The following is a 19,684-nucleotide window of genomic DNA, read 5'->3' as shown; positions in this document are numbered from 1 at the left end:
AAACTCAATTTCAAATCACTTGAAGGATATTCCTATGTCTAAACGCTTTGCATCTATTTCCGAAGGCGACGCCGCCCAATTTCTCGCAACACTTAATGTTCTTCCCTGCCAGTCCTTCTCACCAGACTTTCAAACTGAGTTCACGGACAAACGTGGATTCACTGGCACCTATCTACCAGACTTCAAACACACATGCCATGTCACCGGCAAAGTTACATTCTTTGAAACCAAGTTTGCAGCATTGAACTCCAAGCAGTCGCACGAGACATCCGAAAACAAACTTCGTGCGCAGTACCGTTACCGCTTTGGCGACGATACCGGCCTGAAATACCACGAAATAAGCAAAACATTGTGGAACTCGCATTGGCGTAGCGATTGCCTCTTACATGCTTTCAACCACAGTCTGACCAAGCACCTATTAATCCAAAAAGCTCTTAGCCGTGAGAATTACATTGTGATCTTCGGCAACGATCTTCCCTTGAATATAACGGAAAAATACACCAAAAAAGGCCTCTTCTATTTACATATATCCGAATTGGCCGATTACCTTACACCAGCTAAATAAATTATTTACAAGCACGAAATAATACATGGCACTTAAAATAACCATTTTTTCTTAGATTAAAAATATTTATCCAAATTATCAGGCGATTCGAATAGCAACTCTTTAGCTTGCTTTCCTTGTTCATCGGGTTTTAAGCCAGACTTAAAATAGCTTTTTGAAAATACAGGATCGCTTCTTAATTTATCATTAAGTTTTTGAAGAAGGTTACCCTCCAACTTCAACTCCAATAAAAATTCAGATGATGTATCTCTCACCCATTTTTCATTTTTTTTCATACACAGCATATTGCCTTGAAGATACGCACCATATGAATTTTTTGCTTTGTATCGCACCCAATATTGATCCACTTTAGTTTCTAGTCCTCGACTACCAAGGTTAGCAACAAAGAGCACGTCCGGGTCTTTAAAATTTAATCTCTCGCTATTGAGGCATTCTTGCTCATCCTGGTTTGGCAACATATGAAGTTTTTCACGAATGTCGTTGCATCCTGCAATAAAAATCGCCATTCCTATAACAAAAAATATATTTAGTGTTTTCATTTTTTCAATATTATTGTTTGCATGAATAAATTCAGTAGATGCAAACTTCAGTTAATTAACAGCCGAGCATACGGAAAAAATTTTCATCTTCCCAGATCAACACATAATTTATAAATATAGGTAAACACAAAATCAGTGGATCACCTAATTATTTCCGAGTAAAAACCTTGCCTGAACTGCCCACTTTGAATTTCCCTTCTTCCGTAAGGATCGCAGAATCACCATTAGGACTTTTGAAAATTTCTTTTTTATGATGAACAATATGTCCTACATCAATCGGCAATGTATCCCATAAAAGAAGATAGTGAGTCAGAACAATTTCCTCTCCGGTCTCATCATCCATTACCAAAACACTGTCCAGATCTCTTGTGCTGTATTCATTTAAAGACATAATCTCTCCTTTTAGCTCACATTAATTGCAATGCCGAAAAACTTCTCATCTACACTACCAAATTCGCCATTTGATAACAAGTTAATAATTTTCGATTTTAGCATAGCTACTCAAACTCTGTAGACCTATAGTCATCAAATCCGCAATGTTCTGTTTGTGCAGAACATCACTCCCCATCCTACCGAGCACCCACCAGCCAGAGTCCGCTTTGGTCTAGCACTTCGCCGCGCTCGTGAAAGTTTGAAGCTTTCTCAAGAAGTCCTCGCAGAGAAGGCCGGGCTTCATCGCACATACATCGGCCAAGTTGAAAGAGGAGAACGAAACATCTCAGTTGACAACATGGAACGGCTTGCGGAGGCGGTTAGTATGGAGTTATGGGAAATGTTGCACCCTTGATTGTTCACTGTGTCACATGAAATACCCATTGTATGCAACCACTAAACGGTCATATAATGGATGCATAGAGACTCCGCAATCAAGGAACCAGCCATGAAGCCAGCCATTTTGTATACTCGTTGCAGCACAGCCGAGCAAGGAAAATCAGGTCTTGGTCTCTTGGCACAATCCGAAGCTGTTCACAAGTTCGCAACAGCCGAAGGATTCACAATCATTGAGGAAATTTCAGAAGTCGCCAGCGGCAAACTTGGCCTTGATGAACGCGACGGACTGCGCAGCGCCCTTGCCAAAGCAAAGACCTTAAAATGCCCCGTCATTGTTGCAAAGCTTGACCGTCTAAGCCGTGACGTGTCATTCATATCCGGGCTTATGTCGCGCGGCATTCCGTTCATCGTTGCAGAACTTGGCATCGATACAGACCCCTTCGTTTTGCACCTTTATGCGGCCTTGAGTGAGAAAGAACGTCGGCTTATCGGCTCCCGCACCAAAGCCGCCTTAGCGGCCCTCAAGAGCCAAGGCGCACTGCTAGGCAATCGCACCAACCTAAGCGAAGCCCAAGCCAAGGGACAAGCCCGTAACGCCTCCAAAGCGGCCGATTTCACCGCCAAGATGCTTCCAATCATCAACAATATCCGCACACCTGATATGTCTATGGCAACCATAGCCGTCAAGCTAAACGAAATGGGTTTCCGTACTGCGCTGAACGGTACATGGCACCAATCAACGGTAAGCCGCTTGCTCAAAGCATCCACAGAAAAATAATCGAATCTGCTTACTTATCGCTTACTTGAAAAAAAATTGAGTGCAGAAAAGAAAAAAGAGTCACCAGCCGAAGCGGATAACTCTTTGATTTTACTGCTAAATTCTGGTGGGCCTCCCGTGAGTCGAACACGGCACCAACGGATTATGAGTGCGTCCAGCAAGTAATCACTAACCGTCATTAGCTTTCAAATCAGATGGTTACATCCAACAGCCCCGTCAACTACCGCCTTTAAACGCCAATATTATGGACAAAAACTGGACATACTAATTTATGTTACGAATGGCGCACTTGAGGTGCGCCATGATGCTGAAAGTGATCCCCTATACGGGGATCAGGCCGCTAAAGCAAAATACCGGCCCGCCGAGGCGCTTTCCTCCACCTTTTATGCTTTCACAACTAGGTCTACCAGGAAACGGAACGCTTATGGCAATGGCTCCCCAACTGCCAACAGGAGCTCACAAGGGTAAAAGCACGAAGCGAGGCACCTATCTATGCGAATCAGTGGCGGCAATGACGACCAAACCCAGGCATCTAAGCCAACTGACAGCCCCTACGGCTCGTGATTACTTTAGCGCGCTAAAGTTTTAGCAGCTCAAAGTCTAGTTACCTGCAAAATCAAAAGGATTTCGACGCCCGACCTATCCGAGGATTTCGACCACATGAACGAAGGCAGAAACGAAGGTCCCTCGCTGGCATTGGTATCCTTGCTATCCGTCAAGCCAACGAGACAAGCAATTGCATACCCGACATCTACTAATGAAAAAAGTCCCAACAAGAGCTTTTCACTACGCACAGCGATGACTACGGCATTGCTTTTTTAAACATTCTCGGCCCCAACCCAATTGCCTCTCTCCTTAGAGCATGAGCCATAAACTGAACATATTCAGGCATTTCCACAAGTAGATTTTGTTTCTTTGTCGCCCTTGAATGCAACTCCATCAGCACCAGGGCATTGAGCTTTGCAGCCATACCATTCAGGTCCAAGTGGTCAAAGTCAGGGATGACACTGCCGTAGCTACCAATCTCAGGCAGCATGGCACACCACTTCTGCGCCATAGGGTCATCAGGATTAGTAACAGCAAACACAGCAGCAGCAGCAAGAGTGTCGGCAATCTGAATTCCATGCTCAACCGCAGAACTCGCAAACTGGATAGGACCCGACAGGTTGAAAGTAAGAGGCTGTTTGCCGGTAGGACTATCAACAAAGATAGTCTCCCCTTTCCTACCTATCATGCCGTCAAAGAAATCGTTCTTTTCCATCAATGGCTTTGACTCATCACAGATTGCTGTAATCTCATCATGCATAAGCCCCCAATGAGCCAAAAGACTACCCAACGCACTGCCTGTTAAGTCAAGTATCCACTTACCTGTAACCCCACCTCTCAAGCTATCAAGTTCGGCCCTAATGTCATCGATTTGATGAATGGCAAACTCACGGATTTGAGTGAGTATTGGAGAATCACCACGGCACATAGACGAGGAAAAAAGACTTGCAAGCTTTTCCTCATCCATTTCACGCATGAGTGCTTCAAACTCATTGAAAATATCTTCGGCACCAGCCCCACGAGCAATAAACTCAACATACAAGATATTGGCTATGAACAAATGAAAGTTGATGCCATAAAACAATGTGCTAATTTCCGAAAGGGACGGTTCAAAAATATACTCAAAAAATTTTCCTGCCAAAGCATACTTTTTGTCTGAAATTGATATTTTTACCCTACCTTCAAAATGCGTAAGGATGTCGTCGATTGCAAGCTTGCCTTGGTGGCGTCTGACAAGGTACTTGCCTTTCAGCTCACCGCCTTGCACACGATATTGTTTCATAATCCGTTCAACAACCTCTTTTGCCTCATCAGGATTGGTTGCCACTGACGCATAAGCAAAGTAGTTTTGTTTTTCATTCAGCAGGTTGTTCCCTGTGAAACCCGATTCATCAAAGTAAATGTTCTGTGCCATTTCAAAATATCTCTTTAATTATTTTTAGTTATTCGTAAGGAAGCTCGCCAAACAAGCCGATCATAAGATCACCGTCAAGCACTTCAAAAGGCAACTCTAAGTAATAGTCAGGATGCCGAGGCTTTGCTTTGCCATCCTTTGAAGAATTCTTTGTATGTCCTTGCACGAGCTCGCCGTTTTCTTTGATGTATGGCAGAACAACAATGCGTCCGTGATTCTTAGAGACAATCTTACCCTCTTTCCAAATAGTATCGCCATCCTTACTCTTAGATGCACCACCGATACTTTTGACCGTCCAACCAACGTCTTTGCCCTCTTCATACCAGAACACAAAGCTACCGACAACAATGACATGCTGCCCCTTTGCCAGTGCCTCATCCAACATCCTTTGAACACTTGTAAGTTGCAGTAGCTGATTGGCACGGGGCAAAAGCAATGCTCTAATCTGAGCTTTAGTCTCGCCCCAATGTGCCTTACCCGATAAATCAAACCCGCTTGCAATTCGTTCGCGGAAACAAAGTTGGCCTGTCTTTTCGTTTGTATAGAACACAGTGGACCAATCCAAATCGCCCTTGCGCCTCAATGTAATACGATGACTTGCAAGCCTGGCGAACTCGATTTTAGGCGACTCAGTTAGGCATTGGTAAAGATCGTCTCTGTAGTCCTCACCCTCTTTTGGCAAGATCAAGCTTTCTCTTTTTGGTTTTGGAAAATCAACAGTTCTCTTGATAGATTCATTGAGCATCAACTGCTCTTCTGATGCAAGCCTTTCCTCAGCCGTAATGGCCTTCTCGGCTTTTAGAGAAATGGAAACCTTTTGTTCTTCGCTTACATCAAGGGCATAGACTCTATCGCGAATAGATTGATTAAATTTTTTTGCATCAGCATTAGCTTCTGCAAAATTCATATACCGTTCGGCTTTAGCAGTTCCATTTTCATCTTCAACATAATGTCGCATCCATTTCAGGGTTCCATCAGGTTGAAATTTGTACGCCCACATAATCCATACACCGACAAGCTGATGCCACATGAACGGATAGATTGCGATTGTGGGCTTTGAATACCCAGGCATTTTTGTAATCAACATTTGATCCTTGATGGTCAGTGAAATAGTTGCAACCCATTACATCATAGCGGATAACTCCCCAATGGAACGGCTGCTCCGCAGCTTCAAAACTGAATGGCTGCCGTCAACTGGTTACATGACGGCACAGGAAGCACAACGGGACATCAGCCACTACCTGATGCATCGGTATAACTGGATACGGCCACATCAGTTCAATAAGGGATTGGCACCGGCCGTCACCGAAGAAAAAATTAACATAGTGTCCCGGATGGGTTGACCACAACACCACAACGCTTTGCTAGATAGAGCGAAGGTGTGCTATCAGTTAAGTATCGCCGACTAAGTGCAGAGAACTAGATGGCCACGCCTAGCGCAGCAAGTTTTTTTCGATGCAGCGGCACATCGTGGCCTGCTGCTAGTGCATGCATCACAAGGCGCAGCGCCTCTGCCCGTATACCTTTCAAAGCCTCGTCGCCAGGCCCCAGAAGCTCGACCGACTTTACAATGTCTTCCACCGGTTCGGACAGGAGAGAGCATACAACCTCCTCAGGCGGAATGATCGCTACAGAGCCAGATATTTGGTATGACCATTGCGTCATCCCCTCCCACTTCTCACGGACCAATGCCTCTGCACTATCTAATGTGTCAGTATTGTCGATGGCAGCGCGCCAGGTTTCGATGACGTGTCCACGCAGTTCTCGCCACGCATATTCGATCTCGTTATTCCCACCAGCACGCTGAAGATCTTCGTACAACTCATCCAGCTGCTCTCGCATGTCATTAAGGTACGGATGCCAGTCAGCTGGCAGATTGCCTTCCTTCATTTCCTCAAAAGTGGCAGATAGCCTCCGGCGTACGTCGGCAAGAACTTGAGCGTCTTTAACTCTAGCGTAGTAAACGTCCGCAGCCGACACTTGCCGCCGCTCTTCGAGAAACAGCGGGTTAGCATATCTTCGCTGCAGGTGCCGCTCGAATGCTCCAGGCTCCGCTGCCCACTTCCAAGAATGAAAGCTGCTTGGGTTGAACGGTCCAATGTTAGCGAGCATCGGCTCCCAAATGAGCTGCGCTTGTTCCGTCGCATGTGCCAAGCATAGCGCCACGTTCAAGTCGGCGTCGCCAACAATATCCTTGCCATAGAACGGTGAGTCCTTGATGTGCATCAGAAACGCGAGCGCTAGATACCACTGGAATGACAAATCGATTTTTTCACCTGAGACCTCAAAGGCGCGCTTCTCCGCAGGCAGTTGCTCAAAGCTTTGCTTGGCATCATCTACGATGGCAAGCAACCATTCGGCGTGCTCGCCATTCTTGTCCTCCTCACTGAGATTTCCTAACAGAAGACAGAAAGCATCTCGCGCCATTCGAGCCGCGATGTCTCCATGAGTTCCCGCGAACTGCCAGAACCACAATGCCAAGACCAAGCCCCTACTACCAGTTTCAGCTATCTGTTCAGTGTCGACGGTCAACTGAGCATCGTCTGCACGCCAGAGAGCAAATGGTGGAAGATCTTGACCAACAAATAATGCGGCGAGCATCTTCACCGCATCGAAGCTGTCAACTGGCCACTCTACTTGCTCCTGTTGTTCCGCTGCTAACGCAGACTCTTTCTTCCGCCAAAACTTCCAACTCATAACCCTAGCCTTCCTTTTGAAATACCCATCTCATACCTAATCAGTTTTCAAAGTCTAGTAACATAGTAACAATACCAATATCACTCTAAGGTAATTTTTATTCCGTTTAGTGCCGCAAACTCAGTAGCAGCCAGCTGAAAGTCGGAAACAGGGTAAAAGCACGAACCAGCTTCGATACCGATAGCTAGTTTAACGGTAGCCCCATGGAACACAACAAACGCAATGGCAAAACAAGGGTAAAAGCACGAAGCAATACGTCTGATATCCCTCAAAGCTGTGGGCATATCATCCATGACATAGAACTACTTTAGCGCGCTAAAGCTTTAGCAGGCCAGCACGAAGCGATGGGCCGGGTAGACTTGCTAACGGTCTTGAATCTGAAATCAATAGACAACGCGGAAACGGCGGCCTCTGTGCTGATGGACTTAAATGTTACTGCGTTGACCAATGCTCCAAGATCACCCAAGACAACCCAAGCTTCTTAGCCAAAACGTTCAAGTCATGATTGAGTCACTTTAGCGCGCTAAAGAATCTGCGAACATCTCGTAACAATCAGAAAATTTAGTGAGCTTAGCTTTACAGCTAGTCGACTAGTACTTTAGCAGATACCACAAGCACAAGATCGGTCTGCTGTTTAGTTCCTGATATAGCGGACCACGAAGCAGGTAGGAAACCCAACCCGGACTTGGACTCGGACGACTGCATATCCTGCAAACCACCCAGCAACATTACATCACCATCCTTGAGACCTACGGTGGTCGTCAATTGACGCAGGATCAATGTAGGAGATCCGATAAGCCCGTTCGTATTGGCCTTGAAACTGCTGATCTGCGCATCCACGTCTAGGCTAATCTCTCCTCCGCCTAGTACACGAGGCAAGGCGTCGATGATGACTCCAGAAGGGGTGTACACGATATTTTGAACCCGATTTCCGGCATTGTCGTTGCCACTGCTGGATACGGTGGCCGTCTTGTCGCCCACTGTCAATTTCAGCTTCGTCCGGTCGTATCCGATAAGGCGACTGTTTGTAACCTGTTTGAAACGGGCGTCGCTGTTCAACGCATCGATGACCAATTCAAAGCGGGTGTTCTTCAGGCTGATGGCAGAACCCGAAGTGATTGTGCCGAGCGAGGCTCCAAGCTTGGCACCGAGGAAAGAAGCCGCCAATGAAATACCACGCCCAGTGCCACTACTGTTAGTGACCTCAATCCAAGACGCTGAGACGTCGACCATCTTTGCATGCGTGTCGAGACTGCGGCATAGCGAAAGCATCTTGGAAATAGCAGCCTTAGAGCCCGTCAGCACAACCAGTTCGCCAGCAACAGTTGCCGCTTTGGGGCCGAAGCCAGCGGCGACCACGGTGGCCACAAATTCGCTGGTCCGATGCTTCGGTGTGAACAGTTCAGTCTCATCGTCATCCTTACGACTTTGAAAGCCAGCGCCTTCTAATAGTGCATGGCCATCACTATCTGCAGGCACGATTTGCTGACTATTGGCACTCGGAACAGAGCCGATTGGAGGTACTACTGATGATGCCTGACCAGCGACATCAGACTGAGCAGTCAAAGCTCCCAGCCGGTTAAGCGTCAGATAGTACACACCATCCCGTACTGTCGTCTGAATGCCTTCGCGAGCAAGCAAATCCTCCACAAAGCGCGGAAGATCATCGCTGCTGATCGACTTCACGTCTATGGTAATCCTCCGATCAAGACTCACCACGTCCGGAGCTACAACGAAATCTCGCTTCATCATGCCTTTGAACATGGCCTGCCCGAACTGGACAATCGACACAGCATTGAAACTCAAAGAAACCGGCTCCGCTTTACCAAAGGCGAAAGCCGGGACTAATACCAAAATAGCGACAAGTATTTTCATTGCGCTCCACCCTTCACCCACAGGCCCTCAGAAATCTCGGCTTCCCAGCCGGCGGGGCCGCTCTTGAACCTAAGTGGCGATACCAAGCGACCATCGGAGAGGACGACGCTGACTGAGCCAGCGTTCGAGAAATATCCCTTGCCGGTTACGGCTTCGGAGTATTTGACAGGTTGCGAAGCATCAGGCACCGCCTTTATAGGAGCAAAAAATAGTGGACCGACGTAATGCGAAACTGACGCACCGAGCGCAAGGCCCAACAGTAGGGAAAATGCAAGGAACTTGGTCATATGTTTGTGTGGTGGCTTCGGTGGTGATGGGCGGGGTGATAGTAGATCGTAGTCATGGGGGATACGAACGGGACCAACAAATCCCTCGCGCATCCCGACACTGGCCTGCAAGTGCCAGCTCGACAGCACAGAATGAATGCCATGCGGGTAGCTATCACTGAACACCTGCGTGGTGTTGTAGACGTTATTGAGGTCGTCGCCGCGGAAGTGCCAACGGTCAGCGACGATGCCGTCAGGAGAACTACCCAGACGCACAACACCAATGTGCAAGCGCGGCATAGACCCATTGCTATAACCGGCTGTGAGTAGTTGGACACCTGCCGAAACGAAAGGGATTTTCATACGATCAAGGCGACTCATACGCACGACGTACTCAAATAACGACTGACGCAATTGTTTGTCGATCTGGTCAATATTCTGGCAAATAAAGTAGACATCCCAACCGTACTTACGGGCGTGAATACACCATTCCAGAATAGACTTGCGGCCCTTTTCCTGAAAGTCACGAGTGTTCAACCAGGACGCGCACTCATCAAGAAATAAGGCACCGTTGTGCGACTCATCGAAACCAACCAGCAGCTTGGGTGATGGTGGAACGTACTCGAAGACTTTGTCACACGATTTGACAATAGGCTCAAACTCAATGAAACGGTTGCCGGAACCAATAGCGTACAGATCGGCCACATCCGGCTTGTCGGGCATCCTTATAACAGTGGCACAGGACTGACCTGGCATCATGTGCTCAAGGAATACATCGCAATTTGTGGCAACCCGCTTACCTGAGCGCAAATAGTCACGTAGGAGCTTCATCGCGCCCTTACCCTTGCCGGAGCCGAGCTTACCGGTAATAGCGTAGACGGCCATATCAGACCAGCTTATCCAGGATGGTCTTCTTATACGTGTACAGGGCGCAGGCGGCCCACACGCTGCAATACACACTGGCGAGTGTGTATGTGACTGGATTAAACGCCAGGGACAGGCCCACAGCAAAGTTAGGATGCGACTGGCTGATGCTCTGAATGACGGGACCACAAACAACGTTTGCGCAGACCTGGCCCGCTGCCCACAAAGCAGCGACCATGGCTGTGAGCGTGGTGACAGCCCAAACGCGCATGCCAACTTTGGCGGTGTTCTCGAAGCCAAGATAACCAATGAGAGTTGCCCACATGATGTACTCCTAGTTGACGGCCAGTGCGGCCCGAATTTGCTGGACACAGCCCAGCAGACAGAAGAAAGCCAGGACGCCATTAATGAACGTCTGGAAGGTAGCAAGCGGCGAGCAGACATCCATCATCACTGCCCCGGAACCATTAGGGCTGTCGATCATGGGATTGACGCAAGCGGTGGTCGGAATTTTCGGTATGAACGACCAATTGAAGCGGTCCGATACGACATTAATTAGCGACTGCGAGGAGGTGTTTTTACTGCTGATGCTATCTGTGTAGTACCGTGTCAAATCAGTAGTAGCCTGATCGACAGGGGCAGTAATTTGGCATCGCGGTTGCGAGGAGCCACCGCATGCCGTGCTGGCGGTCTGCGCAGATGCAGGTGCTGGAAGAGCGGAGCACACCGCCCCCATTACCAGCAGAAAGGAAAGAGATCGTTTCATGGTCAGTCCCGAATGGCAGATTGAATCTGATTGACAGAACCATAGATACAAAAAACACTCAGAACAGCGTTAATAAAAAAGCTAAGGCGGCCGAACCACGTGCAAATGTCCATGTTCACGGTAACGTTACCGATAGGACTTTTAAGAGATGGATTCTTGCAAGATGCTGTGGGGATGGAAGGAATGAACGACCAGTCAAACTGACCTGAACTGATAGAATCAATCTTTCCCTTCATACCTGTGTCCGCTGTCCGGTTGGTCGAACTGGTGTCGTTCGACTTGATCCACGTCGGATTGTCCCCGCCCTCTTGAACGTTGCAAAGTCCTTGACCTGGACCACCACAGCCCATTCCACTATCAGAATTCGGAGGCGGTGTAATATTGACGTGAACAATCACATAACCGCCAGAACCCGGATCATAAACACCGGTATCTAGGCCAGTTTTACTGCCGTCCTGCTTGGTAATGCCAATGTCGAAACCATTACCAGCGTTCATGCCGACTTCGACCGTTTTAGAGCCATCTTTGGACGACAATGTGAGTTTTGCTGCATCAGTAATACCGTCACAGGAAGGATTAGCCCTATCCGTCATAAACAACTTTGTATCGGCATCAAACAGCACTTCGCACGTGGTGTCAGTGGGCTTTTTAACTAAGGCTGCGTTTGTAAGTACGCATCGCCGTTCGCCTGCGATACTGGCTCCACTTAATGCGTATCCGGGATCACAATTAATCGTCACATCCTTAGCTTGGTCATAAAAGATCACCATATATGTATAGCGCGAAACACCATCTACTTTAGGAGAGAGCCCCGACCTCTCATAGTAGTAACGCTGTGAGTTACCATAGGCCATTACATGTGCACGCGCCTGACTTTGTTGGTTGCTGCACGCGGCAACCTCTTCACGGGTATCACCAGTTAAAGGAAGTACGCATGTCACTGCCTCTGCAACGAAAGGAAACGCACGATCAGGATGCCCTGGCTGTTTAACAATAATCACACCCGCCACAAGCGCGCCACCACGAGCTGCCGACTGATCATAGGTCATCTGAAACGTATCATCTGATGTTGGTCCACCTTGTGTACTCAGTGGACTTTGCTCATATACTCCCACACTGAGCGGACCAGACGGTACAGGGGGTGGACCGATACCATCTGCGGGAAGCTCCTCCTTTGGGGTTACATCACGCTTTCCACGTGCGGGATCGTTAAACTTTTTCGGATTAGGATTCTCTCTCTTGGTATCAGGCTTGAGGCTGACCGTAATAGCAGGCTTCGGCTGCTGTGTAGAAGCAATAGGCGTCTTACTAGTACAAGGCGCACTCAAGGCAAACTTATTACAATCCCACCATAAGATCGCACTAATGATACCTGTCTGCCCTGCAACCAGGTCGCCGATCAGGATAGAGCCACCAGTCAATTCAAGTAGCCAAGCGGCAATAACTGGAACAATAGCCTGAGACCGCATAGGAATGATCACGAGTGCGGCAGAAACAAGAGTGACAGCGATAATTCTCGTAATAGACTTCATAAAATGGGGTCCATGAAAAACGGCCAGAGTCGTTAAACGCTGGCCGTAGGTGAAACGCGGAAAGGGGTTAACCAGCTTTACTGAAAGCTTTCTTCATCATCTTGATGCCCCAGAAGCCGCCAGCCACCAACACGGCGACGGCAAACGCAGCAGTGATGTAGGTTTGCGCTTGGGTAGACAGCGCAGTGATGGCGTCAACGCCTGGGTCACCAGCGGCGAAGGCTGCACCGGTAGCCGCCATTGCAGAGGTAGCGACCAAGGCTTTTTTGATAATTGCTTTCATGTGTATCTTTCTGAAAAATGCCATTGATGAAACCCCGGTTTGGCAATGCCGGGGAGTACTGCAAAATTTTTTGCGTGAACACTTACCTATTCCAGAGCCTCAATGGCCTGGCGAGCAATGCGCCGAATAGCGCCGCCTGCATAGCCAAGTCCGAAAGCGGTGAGACAGTAGCCAATTACCTGATAGATGCTCATTTATGATCCACAATGCGATGGATGATGTACTTGATGAGATAGACGACGACCACAAATAGTCCAGTCAGAAACAGCACCGGTCCGAGAGACTTAATCAAAGCAATCACCTTTGGCCCCCTGCAATCCATCCGAGTGCAAAGAGCACCACGACAGAGATGCTGATCAGTATTTCTGGCGTTACTGAATCCATTTACACACCTCAATGCATAGAACCTGTGACACAAAATATCCTTCGTGGCAGTTCACGGAGGCGGTATCGCAAGCTTCGTCGTACCCATCAAATTTTCCGGCTTCGTGAAGCCATCGAGTAAATCCAACGTCGCCATGGATAGGAAGCAAAAAGCATCCTGATTCCTTGTCCTGGACTACGAACTTAACCGCCGCCTCATGCGCTAGCATGCTTGGCACCCGGCGTAGCAGCCTTGGCTGCCTCAAGCGGGCGCAGCGAGTGAATTACAGTTTTTTGGAGCTTGCCGTTCGTGACGATTTCCATTTCGGCCGATGCCATGAAAGGAAACGCATCGGCGAGGTGCTTGTATTTCTGGTACTCGTCTGCTTTGCCCAAGCCATACTCTGCGCAAGCAGTTCCCATGGCAGAGTCCTTGCTGTTGTCCAGCGCCGTCTCGACATACACTTTGGTGCTGTCGTAAGACTGGCCGTTCTCCATGGTGCCCTTGCTGAACTTCATGCCAGTTACTTTGAGTGTTGAGCTAAATTTCATGTTTTATCCTAGATATTTTTTGAGACGGCCTACAGACGAGCCCGTTCCCCATTGAGGCCAAAAAATGGGGGGCTAGATGGAAAATGAGCGAAATCTGAAACGACTGGTTTTGCCTGCTTATGGATCGGGACAGGCCCTGAATCGTGAAAACTCAGGAACGGTTTCATACGCTTAGGAAATGCGTTTTCGTCTTTGTTAGTGATCAGGTCAAGCGTCTCCAGATCACCAAATAAGGCACGAAACACGCGAATGTATTTGCCAAATTGACGTTTTGTGATCGCAATCGAATCATCGACAGTAATGTGCTGTGCACGAGCTTTTACCGCCATACGTTCTGGCGTTTCCGTAGTACGGAAGGCGGTAAAGCATGGATATGCGCCGACGAAAAATTTGCTAGGATTTAGCAAAATCAGTGGGTTAATAACGGTATTGGTGTTCTTGAACTCCACTTCACAGCGACACCAACTCGATTCCTTATCGCCTTCTTTTTTACCTTTTTCATAGAAGCGACAAAACTTAGATGACACACGTTGACCAATGGTCAGCGTCCGCCCTTTTCCACTAGGGCGATCCCAGTTGCCAAGCTTCTGAATTTCAGGCGGACGACCGCCTTTTTTGAAGCTACAGCCGCCATCTCTCCATTGCTGGTAAGCCCAATCCACCGACAAGTACGAGCCGTCAAAGTCGTCATGTGCGAGGTCGATTCGAGAAATCGAGGGCCGGATGGCCACTTGAGTTATAAATTCATAAAGACGCTTTTCCCAGTCTGCAAGTGCATTCGTGCAGCCTTGTCCTGATAGCATGATCAACATGGTCCGGTTTTGCTTTCCGAAGCAGACAAAACCCATGCCATCGCCCAGGACCCACGAATCGGCATACCAGTTCAACTTCATACCTCTATGCGTGGTAACGCCGAAACCAAAAATTTTCTCAAGTTGGCGACTGGCCTCTTCGACATACTCTTCATCGGTAATTAGTGTTCGTCCTGCTGTCTTTGACCACGTGTCTTCTGATACTGTGAAATTTAACCAGTCAATCACGCAGCACTGAGCTGATGACGGAAGACGGACCAGCAAGGTCTTGGTTTCCCCCTTCCCAGTCAGCACCAGTTCCACCTCACCAAAATCTTCCTCACAAACGCTTTCCCAGTGCTCAGGTTGGGCGCCCACTAGGTTTTTCCCCATGTTATTAAAGGGGCAATATTCTGCGGCGCTTACATGCGCTATTTGCGGCACTAACTGGGCGTTTTCGGCACTCGCGCTGCTCCGCACCGGCAGCGCTGGCGCGCTGTCGGCACGGTCAGCGCGACCAGGAGAAGGTTCGCCGACGCCAGGTAATCCGGATTTCAAATTTCGAGCCGAAGACCGACCAGAAGCATCAATGTATGCCTGCACAGACGCATCAAAATTGCTGAACTTTGTGCTCATGAGAACTGAGCCTCAACACATCTTTGCTGAAGGAGCGCAATATTGATCAGTGACCGCTTACCGATCTTTATGCAAGGAAGATACCCTCGCGCGACCATCGCTTCTACAGTGTCTAAGGTAAGCCCAACCACTTGTGCAAACTGTCGACGATCCATTACGGGACAAAAAGCCACGGTCATTGGCGCCAGATTCTGAATGTTCGGGATGCTGCCCATATGCTAATTCCCTGCTCAACAAAGATGTTTTAATGGATAATCTTCACTGCACGCTCAATCATGCCGTTTGGCACTACTATTCGTGTCAATTGCTACGCACAATAGTTTCATTTGAGAAAAATGTCAAGGATTTCAATGTCAAAAATTACCGAACGCCTGAAGCACCTCATCGGCCACGTCACATCTGAAGCAAAAAAATTCAAAGAGCTTGAAGCTGCTACCGAGATAACAAGCGGGACATGGCGAAGTTGGTGGAACCGGAGTGGCTCTCCTAGCGGCGAGATGATTGAAGCGGTATCAACCGCTTGGCCTGAATATGCTTTTTGGCTAGCAACAGGCAATGACGATCCCATGCATGGGCATCATGCTCCTGGCTTGAATAAACACATTCGAACGAGGAGCGCAGCTAGGGACTTGTTCTTAGCTCAACAAGAACTCGGCAACTGGATCGCCATCAACAAGTTCGGGTACAACGAATTCGCAGAGACAGTCAAGCTTGATCAAAATTTGGACGACGAGAACAACCGCAAAGTAAGGGAGTTCAATAAACTGAGGATAAAGGTCGAAGCGCTAGAGTCGATCCGTAACGAGCAAGAGGCATCCCTACGCAAATTTGAAGAAGAAGAATTCATGAAAGAATTTTTCGGCTACACAGAATGACTGTGCGTAAGACAGCTGATGGCTGGATAGCCGACAGTCGGCCAGATGGCGCGAACGGGAAGCGATATCGCAAGACTTTTGATACGAAACGCGAAGCATTGGAGTATGAGGCATGGCTGAAGACAAACGCTACGCAAACACCCGGATGGCAACCAGCAAAGCGTGACGTTCGTAGGCTTCTTGAACTGATTGAAATTTGGCACAACCAGCATGGACGCCAACTGTCCTCTGGCGAAGATACCTACAGTCGCCTAAAGAAGATGGCAGAGGCAATGGGAAACCCTTATGCAGACAAAATGACAGGGGAGCTATTTGCGCAGTATCGTGCAGTTCGTATTGAGGCGGGTATTTCAGCAAGCAGCATGAACAGGGAGAAGAGTTACCTGCAAGCCATGTTCAATGAACTCGCTCGGCTGGACATATGGAAGGGAGAAAATCCGCTTCAAAAGGTCAGGTCATTTAAGATCCCGGAGCGAGAACTGTCCTTCCTCACATACGATCAGATCGACTTGCTATTTGCTGAGCTTAAGAAGGGTCGCAACGACCACGTGCACATGATTTCGCAAGTATGCCTGGCGACTGGTGCCAGGTGGAGCGAGGCCGAAACACTGAGACGTCCACAGGTGCGAAATGGACTGATTCAGTTTGCGCTAACAAAATCTAAAAAAGTCAGAGCAGTACCGATTGATGCGCATCTTGAGGCAGAACTTAACGGTCACTATCAGAAACACTCTTCAACAATTGGAGACGAGCGCTTCTTCAGTACAGCTTACTCAGCGTTTATTGAAGCATTGGACAGGACAAGCATAATCCTTCCAGCGGGACAGGCTACACACGTGATGCGGCATACCTTTGCCAGCCACTTTATGATCAACGGCGGCAACATCTTGGTCCTGCAAAAGATACTTGGTCACAGCTCATTGGCGATGACCATGAGGTATGCGCATCTGGCGCCGGACCATCTGAATGAAGCAAGAGCACTCAATCCACTGACGAAGTGGAGAAGTAATGGACAAAAAGTGGACAGTGCTTTGTAGGGAAGAAATGAAAAAGGGTTAGCGCGAAGCTAACCCTTTGTTTTTACTGCAAATTCTGGTGGGCCTCCCGTGAGTCGAACACGGCACCAACGGATTATGAGTCCGCTGCTCTAACCAAGCATGAGCTAGAGGCCCAAGGGGGACTGCGGCGTGGCGGCGCTGTTGATGCCCGCCTCGCGCGGCCGTTTTGGAAACGGACACGCGAGGATAGGGGTATCAGGGGCGTACGTCAAGCCCTATTGGCTTCTAGTTGCCTTCCAAGAAGCTTTTCAGCTTGTCGGAGCGCGATGGGTGGCGCAGCTTGCGCAGCGCCTTGGCTTCGATCTGGCGGATGCGCTCGCGCGTCACGTCAAATTGCTTGCCCACTTCTTCCAGCGTATGGTCGGTGGACATCTCGATGCCGAAACGCATGCGCAGCACTTTCGCTTCGCGTGGCGTCAGGGAATCGAGCACGTCCTTGACCACGCCCCGCATGGACGCGTGCAGCGCTGCGTCGGCCGGCGCCAGCGTATTGTTGTCCTCGATGAAGTCGCCCAGGTGGGAATCGTCGTCGTCGCCGATCGGCGTTTCCATCGAGATCGGTTCCTTGGCGATTTTCATGATCTTGCGGATCTTGTCCTCGGGCATTTCCATCTTGATCGCCAGGGTGGCCGGATCGGGTTCCGCGCCCGTTTCCTGCAGGATCTGGCGGGAAATCCGGTTCATCTTGTTGATCGTTTCGATCATGTGCACGGGAATGCGGATCGTGCGCGCCTGGTCGGCGATCGAGCGCGTGATGGCCTGGCGAATCCACCAAGTCGCATAGGTCGAGAACTTGTAGCCGCGGCGGTACTCGAACTTGTCGACGGCCTTCATCAGGCCAATATTGCCTTCCTGGATCAAATCGAGGAATTGCAGGCCCCGGTTCGTGTATTTCTTGGCGATCGAAATAACCAGGCGCAAGTTGGCCTCCGTCATTTCGCGCTTGGCCTTGCGCGCTTTCATTTCACCGGCCGCCATCTGGCGGTTGATGTTGCGCAAGTCCGGCAGCGGTAGCACGACGCGCGCCTGCAGGTCGATCAGGCGCTGCTGCAGTTCCTTGACGGTCGGAATGTTGCGGCCCAGGATGGCGCTGTACGCGTGTCCTGCGTTGACTTCGCCATCGACCCAGTCGAGGTTGGTTTCATTGCCGGGGAAGACCTTGATGAAGTGGGCGCGCGGCATGCCGCAGCGGTTCACGGCCACGTCGAGGATCTGTTTCTCGATATGGCGCACTTCGTCGACCTGGCCGCGCAGGGTGTCGCACAGTTTTTCCACCACCTTGGCCGTAAAGCGGATGCCCAGCAACTCTTGCGAAATGGCTTCCTGCGCCTTGGCGTAGGGCTTCGAGTTGTAGCCTTCCTTTTCGAAAGCGCGGCGCATCTTGTCGAACTGCTGCGAAATGACGGCAAATTTTTCCAGCGCCGTGCGTTTCAGCGTTTCCAGCTGCTCGGCGGAGAAGCCGGCAGCGCCAGAAGCGTTCGCCTCTTCCTCTTCTTCGACTTCCTCTTCTTCCGCTTCGCCTTCTTCCTCGTCTTCTTCGACGGGAGCGACCACGACAGGAGCGGCGGCGACCGGTTCGCTTTCATCGACGAGGCCGTCGACGATTTCGTCGATCTTGATCTCTTCGTTGGCGATGCGGTCGGCGGCGGCGATGATTTCGGCAATCGTCACGGGACAGGCCGAGATGGCCTGGATCATGTCTTTCAAGCCATCTTCGATGCGCTTGGCAATCTCGATCTCGCCTTCGCGCGTCAGCAGCTCGACCGAGCCCATTTCGCGCATGTACATGCGCACGGGGTCGGTGGTGCGGCCAAAGTCGGAGTCGACGGTCGACAATGCGGCCTCGGCCGCCGCTTCCGCCTCATCATCGCTGGTGACGACGGCAACGTTATCGGACAGCAACAACGTTTCCGCATCAGGCGCGTGTTCGTAGACGGCGATGCCCATGTCATTGAAGGTACCGATGATGCCTTCGATGGCTTCCGGATCGACGATGTTTTCGGGCAAGTGATCGTTGATTTCCGCGTAGGTCAGGAAACCGCGTTCCTTGCCGAACTTGATCAGGGTCTTGAGTTTCTGGCGCCGGCGCTCGAGTTCCTCCTCGCTCGCTTCCGTATCGGACGAGAAGGCGTCTTTCAGCAGCGCGCGCTCTTTCGCCTTGCGGTCTTTGGCCTTGGCCTTGTCGACGGCCTTCAGTTCGGCCCGCTCGACGGCGTTCAGGGCGGCGACTTCATCATTTTCTGGCTGGAATTCTTTTGGCTTGCGGCCGCGGCGGCCTGGCACTTTTACCGACGGCAAGACATAACCGGACGTATCGATGGCCGCCAGAGTGGCGGCGTCGGTGGTCTGGCTGACCACGGGCGCGCTGGTGACGCGCGCTTCTGGCCGATCGAGCGCCTTTTCGGCTTTCGTGGTAACTTTAGTGGGCTTTGCAGCCGCTTTGGATTCGGGTTTCTTGATTGGCACAGGCGCTTTCGATTACACAACGACTTGCTTTACGGTGGATTAGGATA

The 19,684-nt window shown here is 49.8% G+C and carries 20 protein-coding genes, 1 tRNA gene and 1 pseudogene; 6 read left to right on the top strand and 16 right to left on the bottom strand.

From position 1 onward, the window contains the following. The first annotated feature begins 34 nt into the window (after positions 1-34). Complete coding sequence (locus tag KY494_RS22695) at positions 35-565, top strand: hypothetical protein (RefSeq protein ID WP_219888324.1); 531 nt, start codon at positions 35-37, stop codon at positions 563-565. A 56-nt stretch (positions 566-621) separates the two neighbouring features. Here KY494_RS22695 and KY494_RS22690 read toward each other — a convergent pair whose 3' ends face one another. Both KY494_RS22690 and KY494_RS22685 read right to left on the bottom strand, forming a co-directional pair. Continuing rightward, the gene (locus KY494_RS22690) at positions 622-1,104 is read right to left on the bottom strand and encodes a hypothetical protein (protein ID WP_219888323.1); all 483 of its coding nucleotides are present in this window, start codon (positions 1,102-1,104) and stop codon (positions 622-624) included. Positions 1,105-1,252: 148 nt separating this feature from the next. Continuing rightward, positions 1,253-1,495, bottom strand: a complete 243-nt coding sequence (locus KY494_RS22685; protein WP_219888322.1) for a hypothetical protein — start codon at positions 1,493-1,495, stop codon at positions 1,253-1,255. Positions 1,496-1,651: 156 nt separating this feature from the next. Here KY494_RS22685 and KY494_RS22680 point away from each other — a divergent pair, with 156 nt between their 5' ends. Both KY494_RS22680 and KY494_RS22675 read left to right on the top strand, forming a co-directional pair. Beyond that, positions 1,652-1,891, top strand: a complete 240-nt coding sequence (locus KY494_RS22680; RefSeq protein WP_308836393.1) for a helix-turn-helix transcriptional regulator — start codon at positions 1,652-1,654, stop codon at positions 1,889-1,891. Between the two features lie 93 nt (positions 1,892-1,984). Beyond that, complete coding sequence (locus KY494_RS22675; protein ID WP_219888321.1) at positions 1,985-2,653, top strand: recombinase family protein; 669 nt, start codon at positions 1,985-1,987, stop codon at positions 2,651-2,653. Positions 2,654-3,455: 802 nt separating this feature from the next. Here KY494_RS22675 and KY494_RS22670 read toward each other — a convergent pair. Both KY494_RS22670 and KY494_RS22665 read right to left on the bottom strand, forming a co-directional pair. Continuing rightward, positions 3,456-4,613 carry a DUF3800 domain-containing protein gene (locus tag KY494_RS22670; RefSeq protein ID WP_219888320.1) on the bottom strand — a complete coding sequence of 386 codons (1,158 nt, stop codon included), beginning with the start codon at positions 4,611-4,613 and terminating at the stop codon, positions 3,456-3,458. A gap of 28 nt (positions 4,614-4,641) precedes the next feature. Continuing rightward, positions 4,642-5,700 carry a hypothetical protein gene (locus tag KY494_RS22665; RefSeq protein WP_219888319.1) on the bottom strand — a complete coding sequence of 353 codons (1,059 nt, stop codon included), beginning with the start codon at positions 5,698-5,700 and terminating at the stop codon, positions 4,642-4,644. Positions 5,701-5,749: 49 nt separating this feature from the next. Here KY494_RS22665 and KY494_RS22660 point away from each other — a divergent pair. After that, a pseudogene (locus KY494_RS22660) lies at positions 5,750-5,956 on the top strand (integrase core domain-containing protein); the annotation flags it as partial. Between the two features lie 76 nt (positions 5,957-6,032). On the opposite strand, the gene KY494_RS22655 reads toward KY494_RS22660, so the two are convergent. From KY494_RS22655 to KY494_RS22610, 10 genes are all read right to left on the bottom strand, one after another. After that, on the bottom strand, positions 6,033-7,310 hold the full coding sequence (locus tag KY494_RS22655) for a hypothetical protein (RefSeq protein ID WP_219888318.1): 1,278 nt from the start codon (positions 7,308-7,310) through the stop codon (positions 6,033-6,035). Positions 7,311-7,892: 582 nt separating this feature from the next. Continuing rightward, positions 7,893-9,185 (bottom strand): type II secretion system protein GspD, encoded by a 1,293-nt coding sequence (locus tag KY494_RS22650; RefSeq protein ID WP_219888317.1) that lies wholly within the window; start codon positions 9,183-9,185, stop codon positions 7,893-7,895. Further along, positions 9,182-10,336, bottom strand: a complete 1,155-nt coding sequence (locus KY494_RS22645) for a zonular occludens toxin domain-containing protein (RefSeq protein ID WP_219888316.1) — start codon at positions 10,334-10,336, stop codon at positions 9,182-9,184. The genes KY494_RS22650 and KY494_RS22645 overlap by 4 nt, the downstream gene beginning before the upstream one ends. 1 nt (position 10,337) lies before the next feature. Beyond that, complete coding sequence (locus tag KY494_RS22640; RefSeq protein ID WP_070346274.1) at positions 10,338-10,640, bottom strand: hypothetical protein; 303 nt, start codon at positions 10,638-10,640, stop codon at positions 10,338-10,340. Positions 10,641-10,649: 9 nt separating this feature from the next. Beyond that, the gene (locus KY494_RS22635) at positions 10,650-11,081 is read right to left on the bottom strand and encodes a hypothetical protein (RefSeq protein ID WP_219888315.1); all 432 of its coding nucleotides are present in this window, start codon (positions 11,079-11,081) and stop codon (positions 10,650-10,652) included. A gap of 2 nt (positions 11,082-11,083) precedes the next feature. Next, complete coding sequence (locus KY494_RS22630) at positions 11,084-12,613, bottom strand: hypothetical protein (protein ID WP_219888314.1); 1,530 nt, start codon at positions 12,611-12,613, stop codon at positions 11,084-11,086. Positions 12,614-12,680: 67 nt separating this feature from the next. Further along, positions 12,681-12,896 carry a major coat protein gene (locus KY494_RS22625; RefSeq protein WP_070346272.1) on the bottom strand — a complete coding sequence of 72 codons (216 nt, stop codon included), beginning with the start codon at positions 12,894-12,896 and terminating at the stop codon, positions 12,681-12,683. Positions 12,897-13,193: 297 nt separating this feature from the next. Next, positions 13,194-13,280: a tail virion protein G7P-2 gene (locus KY494_RS30195; RefSeq protein ID WP_219891698.1), complete on the bottom strand. Its 87-nt coding sequence runs from the start codon at positions 13,278-13,280 to the stop codon at positions 13,194-13,196. 195 nt (positions 13,281-13,475) lie between these two features. Next, complete coding sequence (locus KY494_RS22615; protein ID WP_070346270.1) at positions 13,476-13,811, bottom strand: hypothetical protein; 336 nt, start codon at positions 13,809-13,811, stop codon at positions 13,476-13,478. 29 nt (positions 13,812-13,840) lie between these two features. Continuing rightward, a complete protein-coding gene (locus KY494_RS22610; protein ID WP_258194371.1) occupies positions 13,841-15,238 on the bottom strand; it encodes a replication initiation factor domain-containing protein in 1,398 nt (465 codons plus the stop codon). A gap of 350 nt (positions 15,239-15,588) precedes the next feature. On the opposite strand from KY494_RS22610, the gene KY494_RS22605 reads away from it, so the two are divergent. Both KY494_RS22605 and KY494_RS22600 read left to right on the top strand, forming a co-directional pair. Further along, positions 15,589-16,113 carry a hypothetical protein gene (locus KY494_RS22605; protein ID WP_219888313.1) on the top strand — a complete coding sequence of 175 codons (525 nt, stop codon included), beginning with the start codon at positions 15,589-15,591 and terminating at the stop codon, positions 16,111-16,113. Next, positions 16,110-17,150 (top strand): tyrosine-type recombinase/integrase, encoded by a 1,041-nt coding sequence (locus KY494_RS22600; protein WP_258194370.1) that lies wholly within the window; start codon positions 16,110-16,112, stop codon positions 17,148-17,150. The genes KY494_RS22605 and KY494_RS22600 overlap by 4 nt, the downstream gene beginning before the upstream one ends. 56 nt (positions 17,151-17,206) lie before the next feature. On the opposite strand, the gene KY494_RS22595 is transcribed toward KY494_RS22600, so the two are convergent. Both KY494_RS22595 and rpoD read right to left on the bottom strand, forming a co-directional pair. After that, positions 17,207-17,285: transfer RNA gene (locus KY494_RS22595), tRNA-Ile, on the bottom strand. Positions 17,286-17,396: 111 nt separating this feature from the next. Then, positions 17,397-19,637, bottom strand: coding sequence for an RNA polymerase sigma factor RpoD (rpoD, locus tag KY494_RS22590; RefSeq protein WP_219888312.1), 2,241 nt, complete (start codon positions 19,635-19,637; stop codon positions 17,397-17,399). Positions 19,638-19,684: the final 47 nt, after the last annotated feature.

It is taken from the genome of Janthinobacterium sp. PAMC25594, from assembly GCF_019443505.1.
GTDB lineage: Bacteria > Pseudomonadota > Gammaproteobacteria > Burkholderiales > Burkholderiaceae_D > Janthinobacterium.
This window is presented reverse-complemented; position numbering and strand designations above follow the sequence as displayed.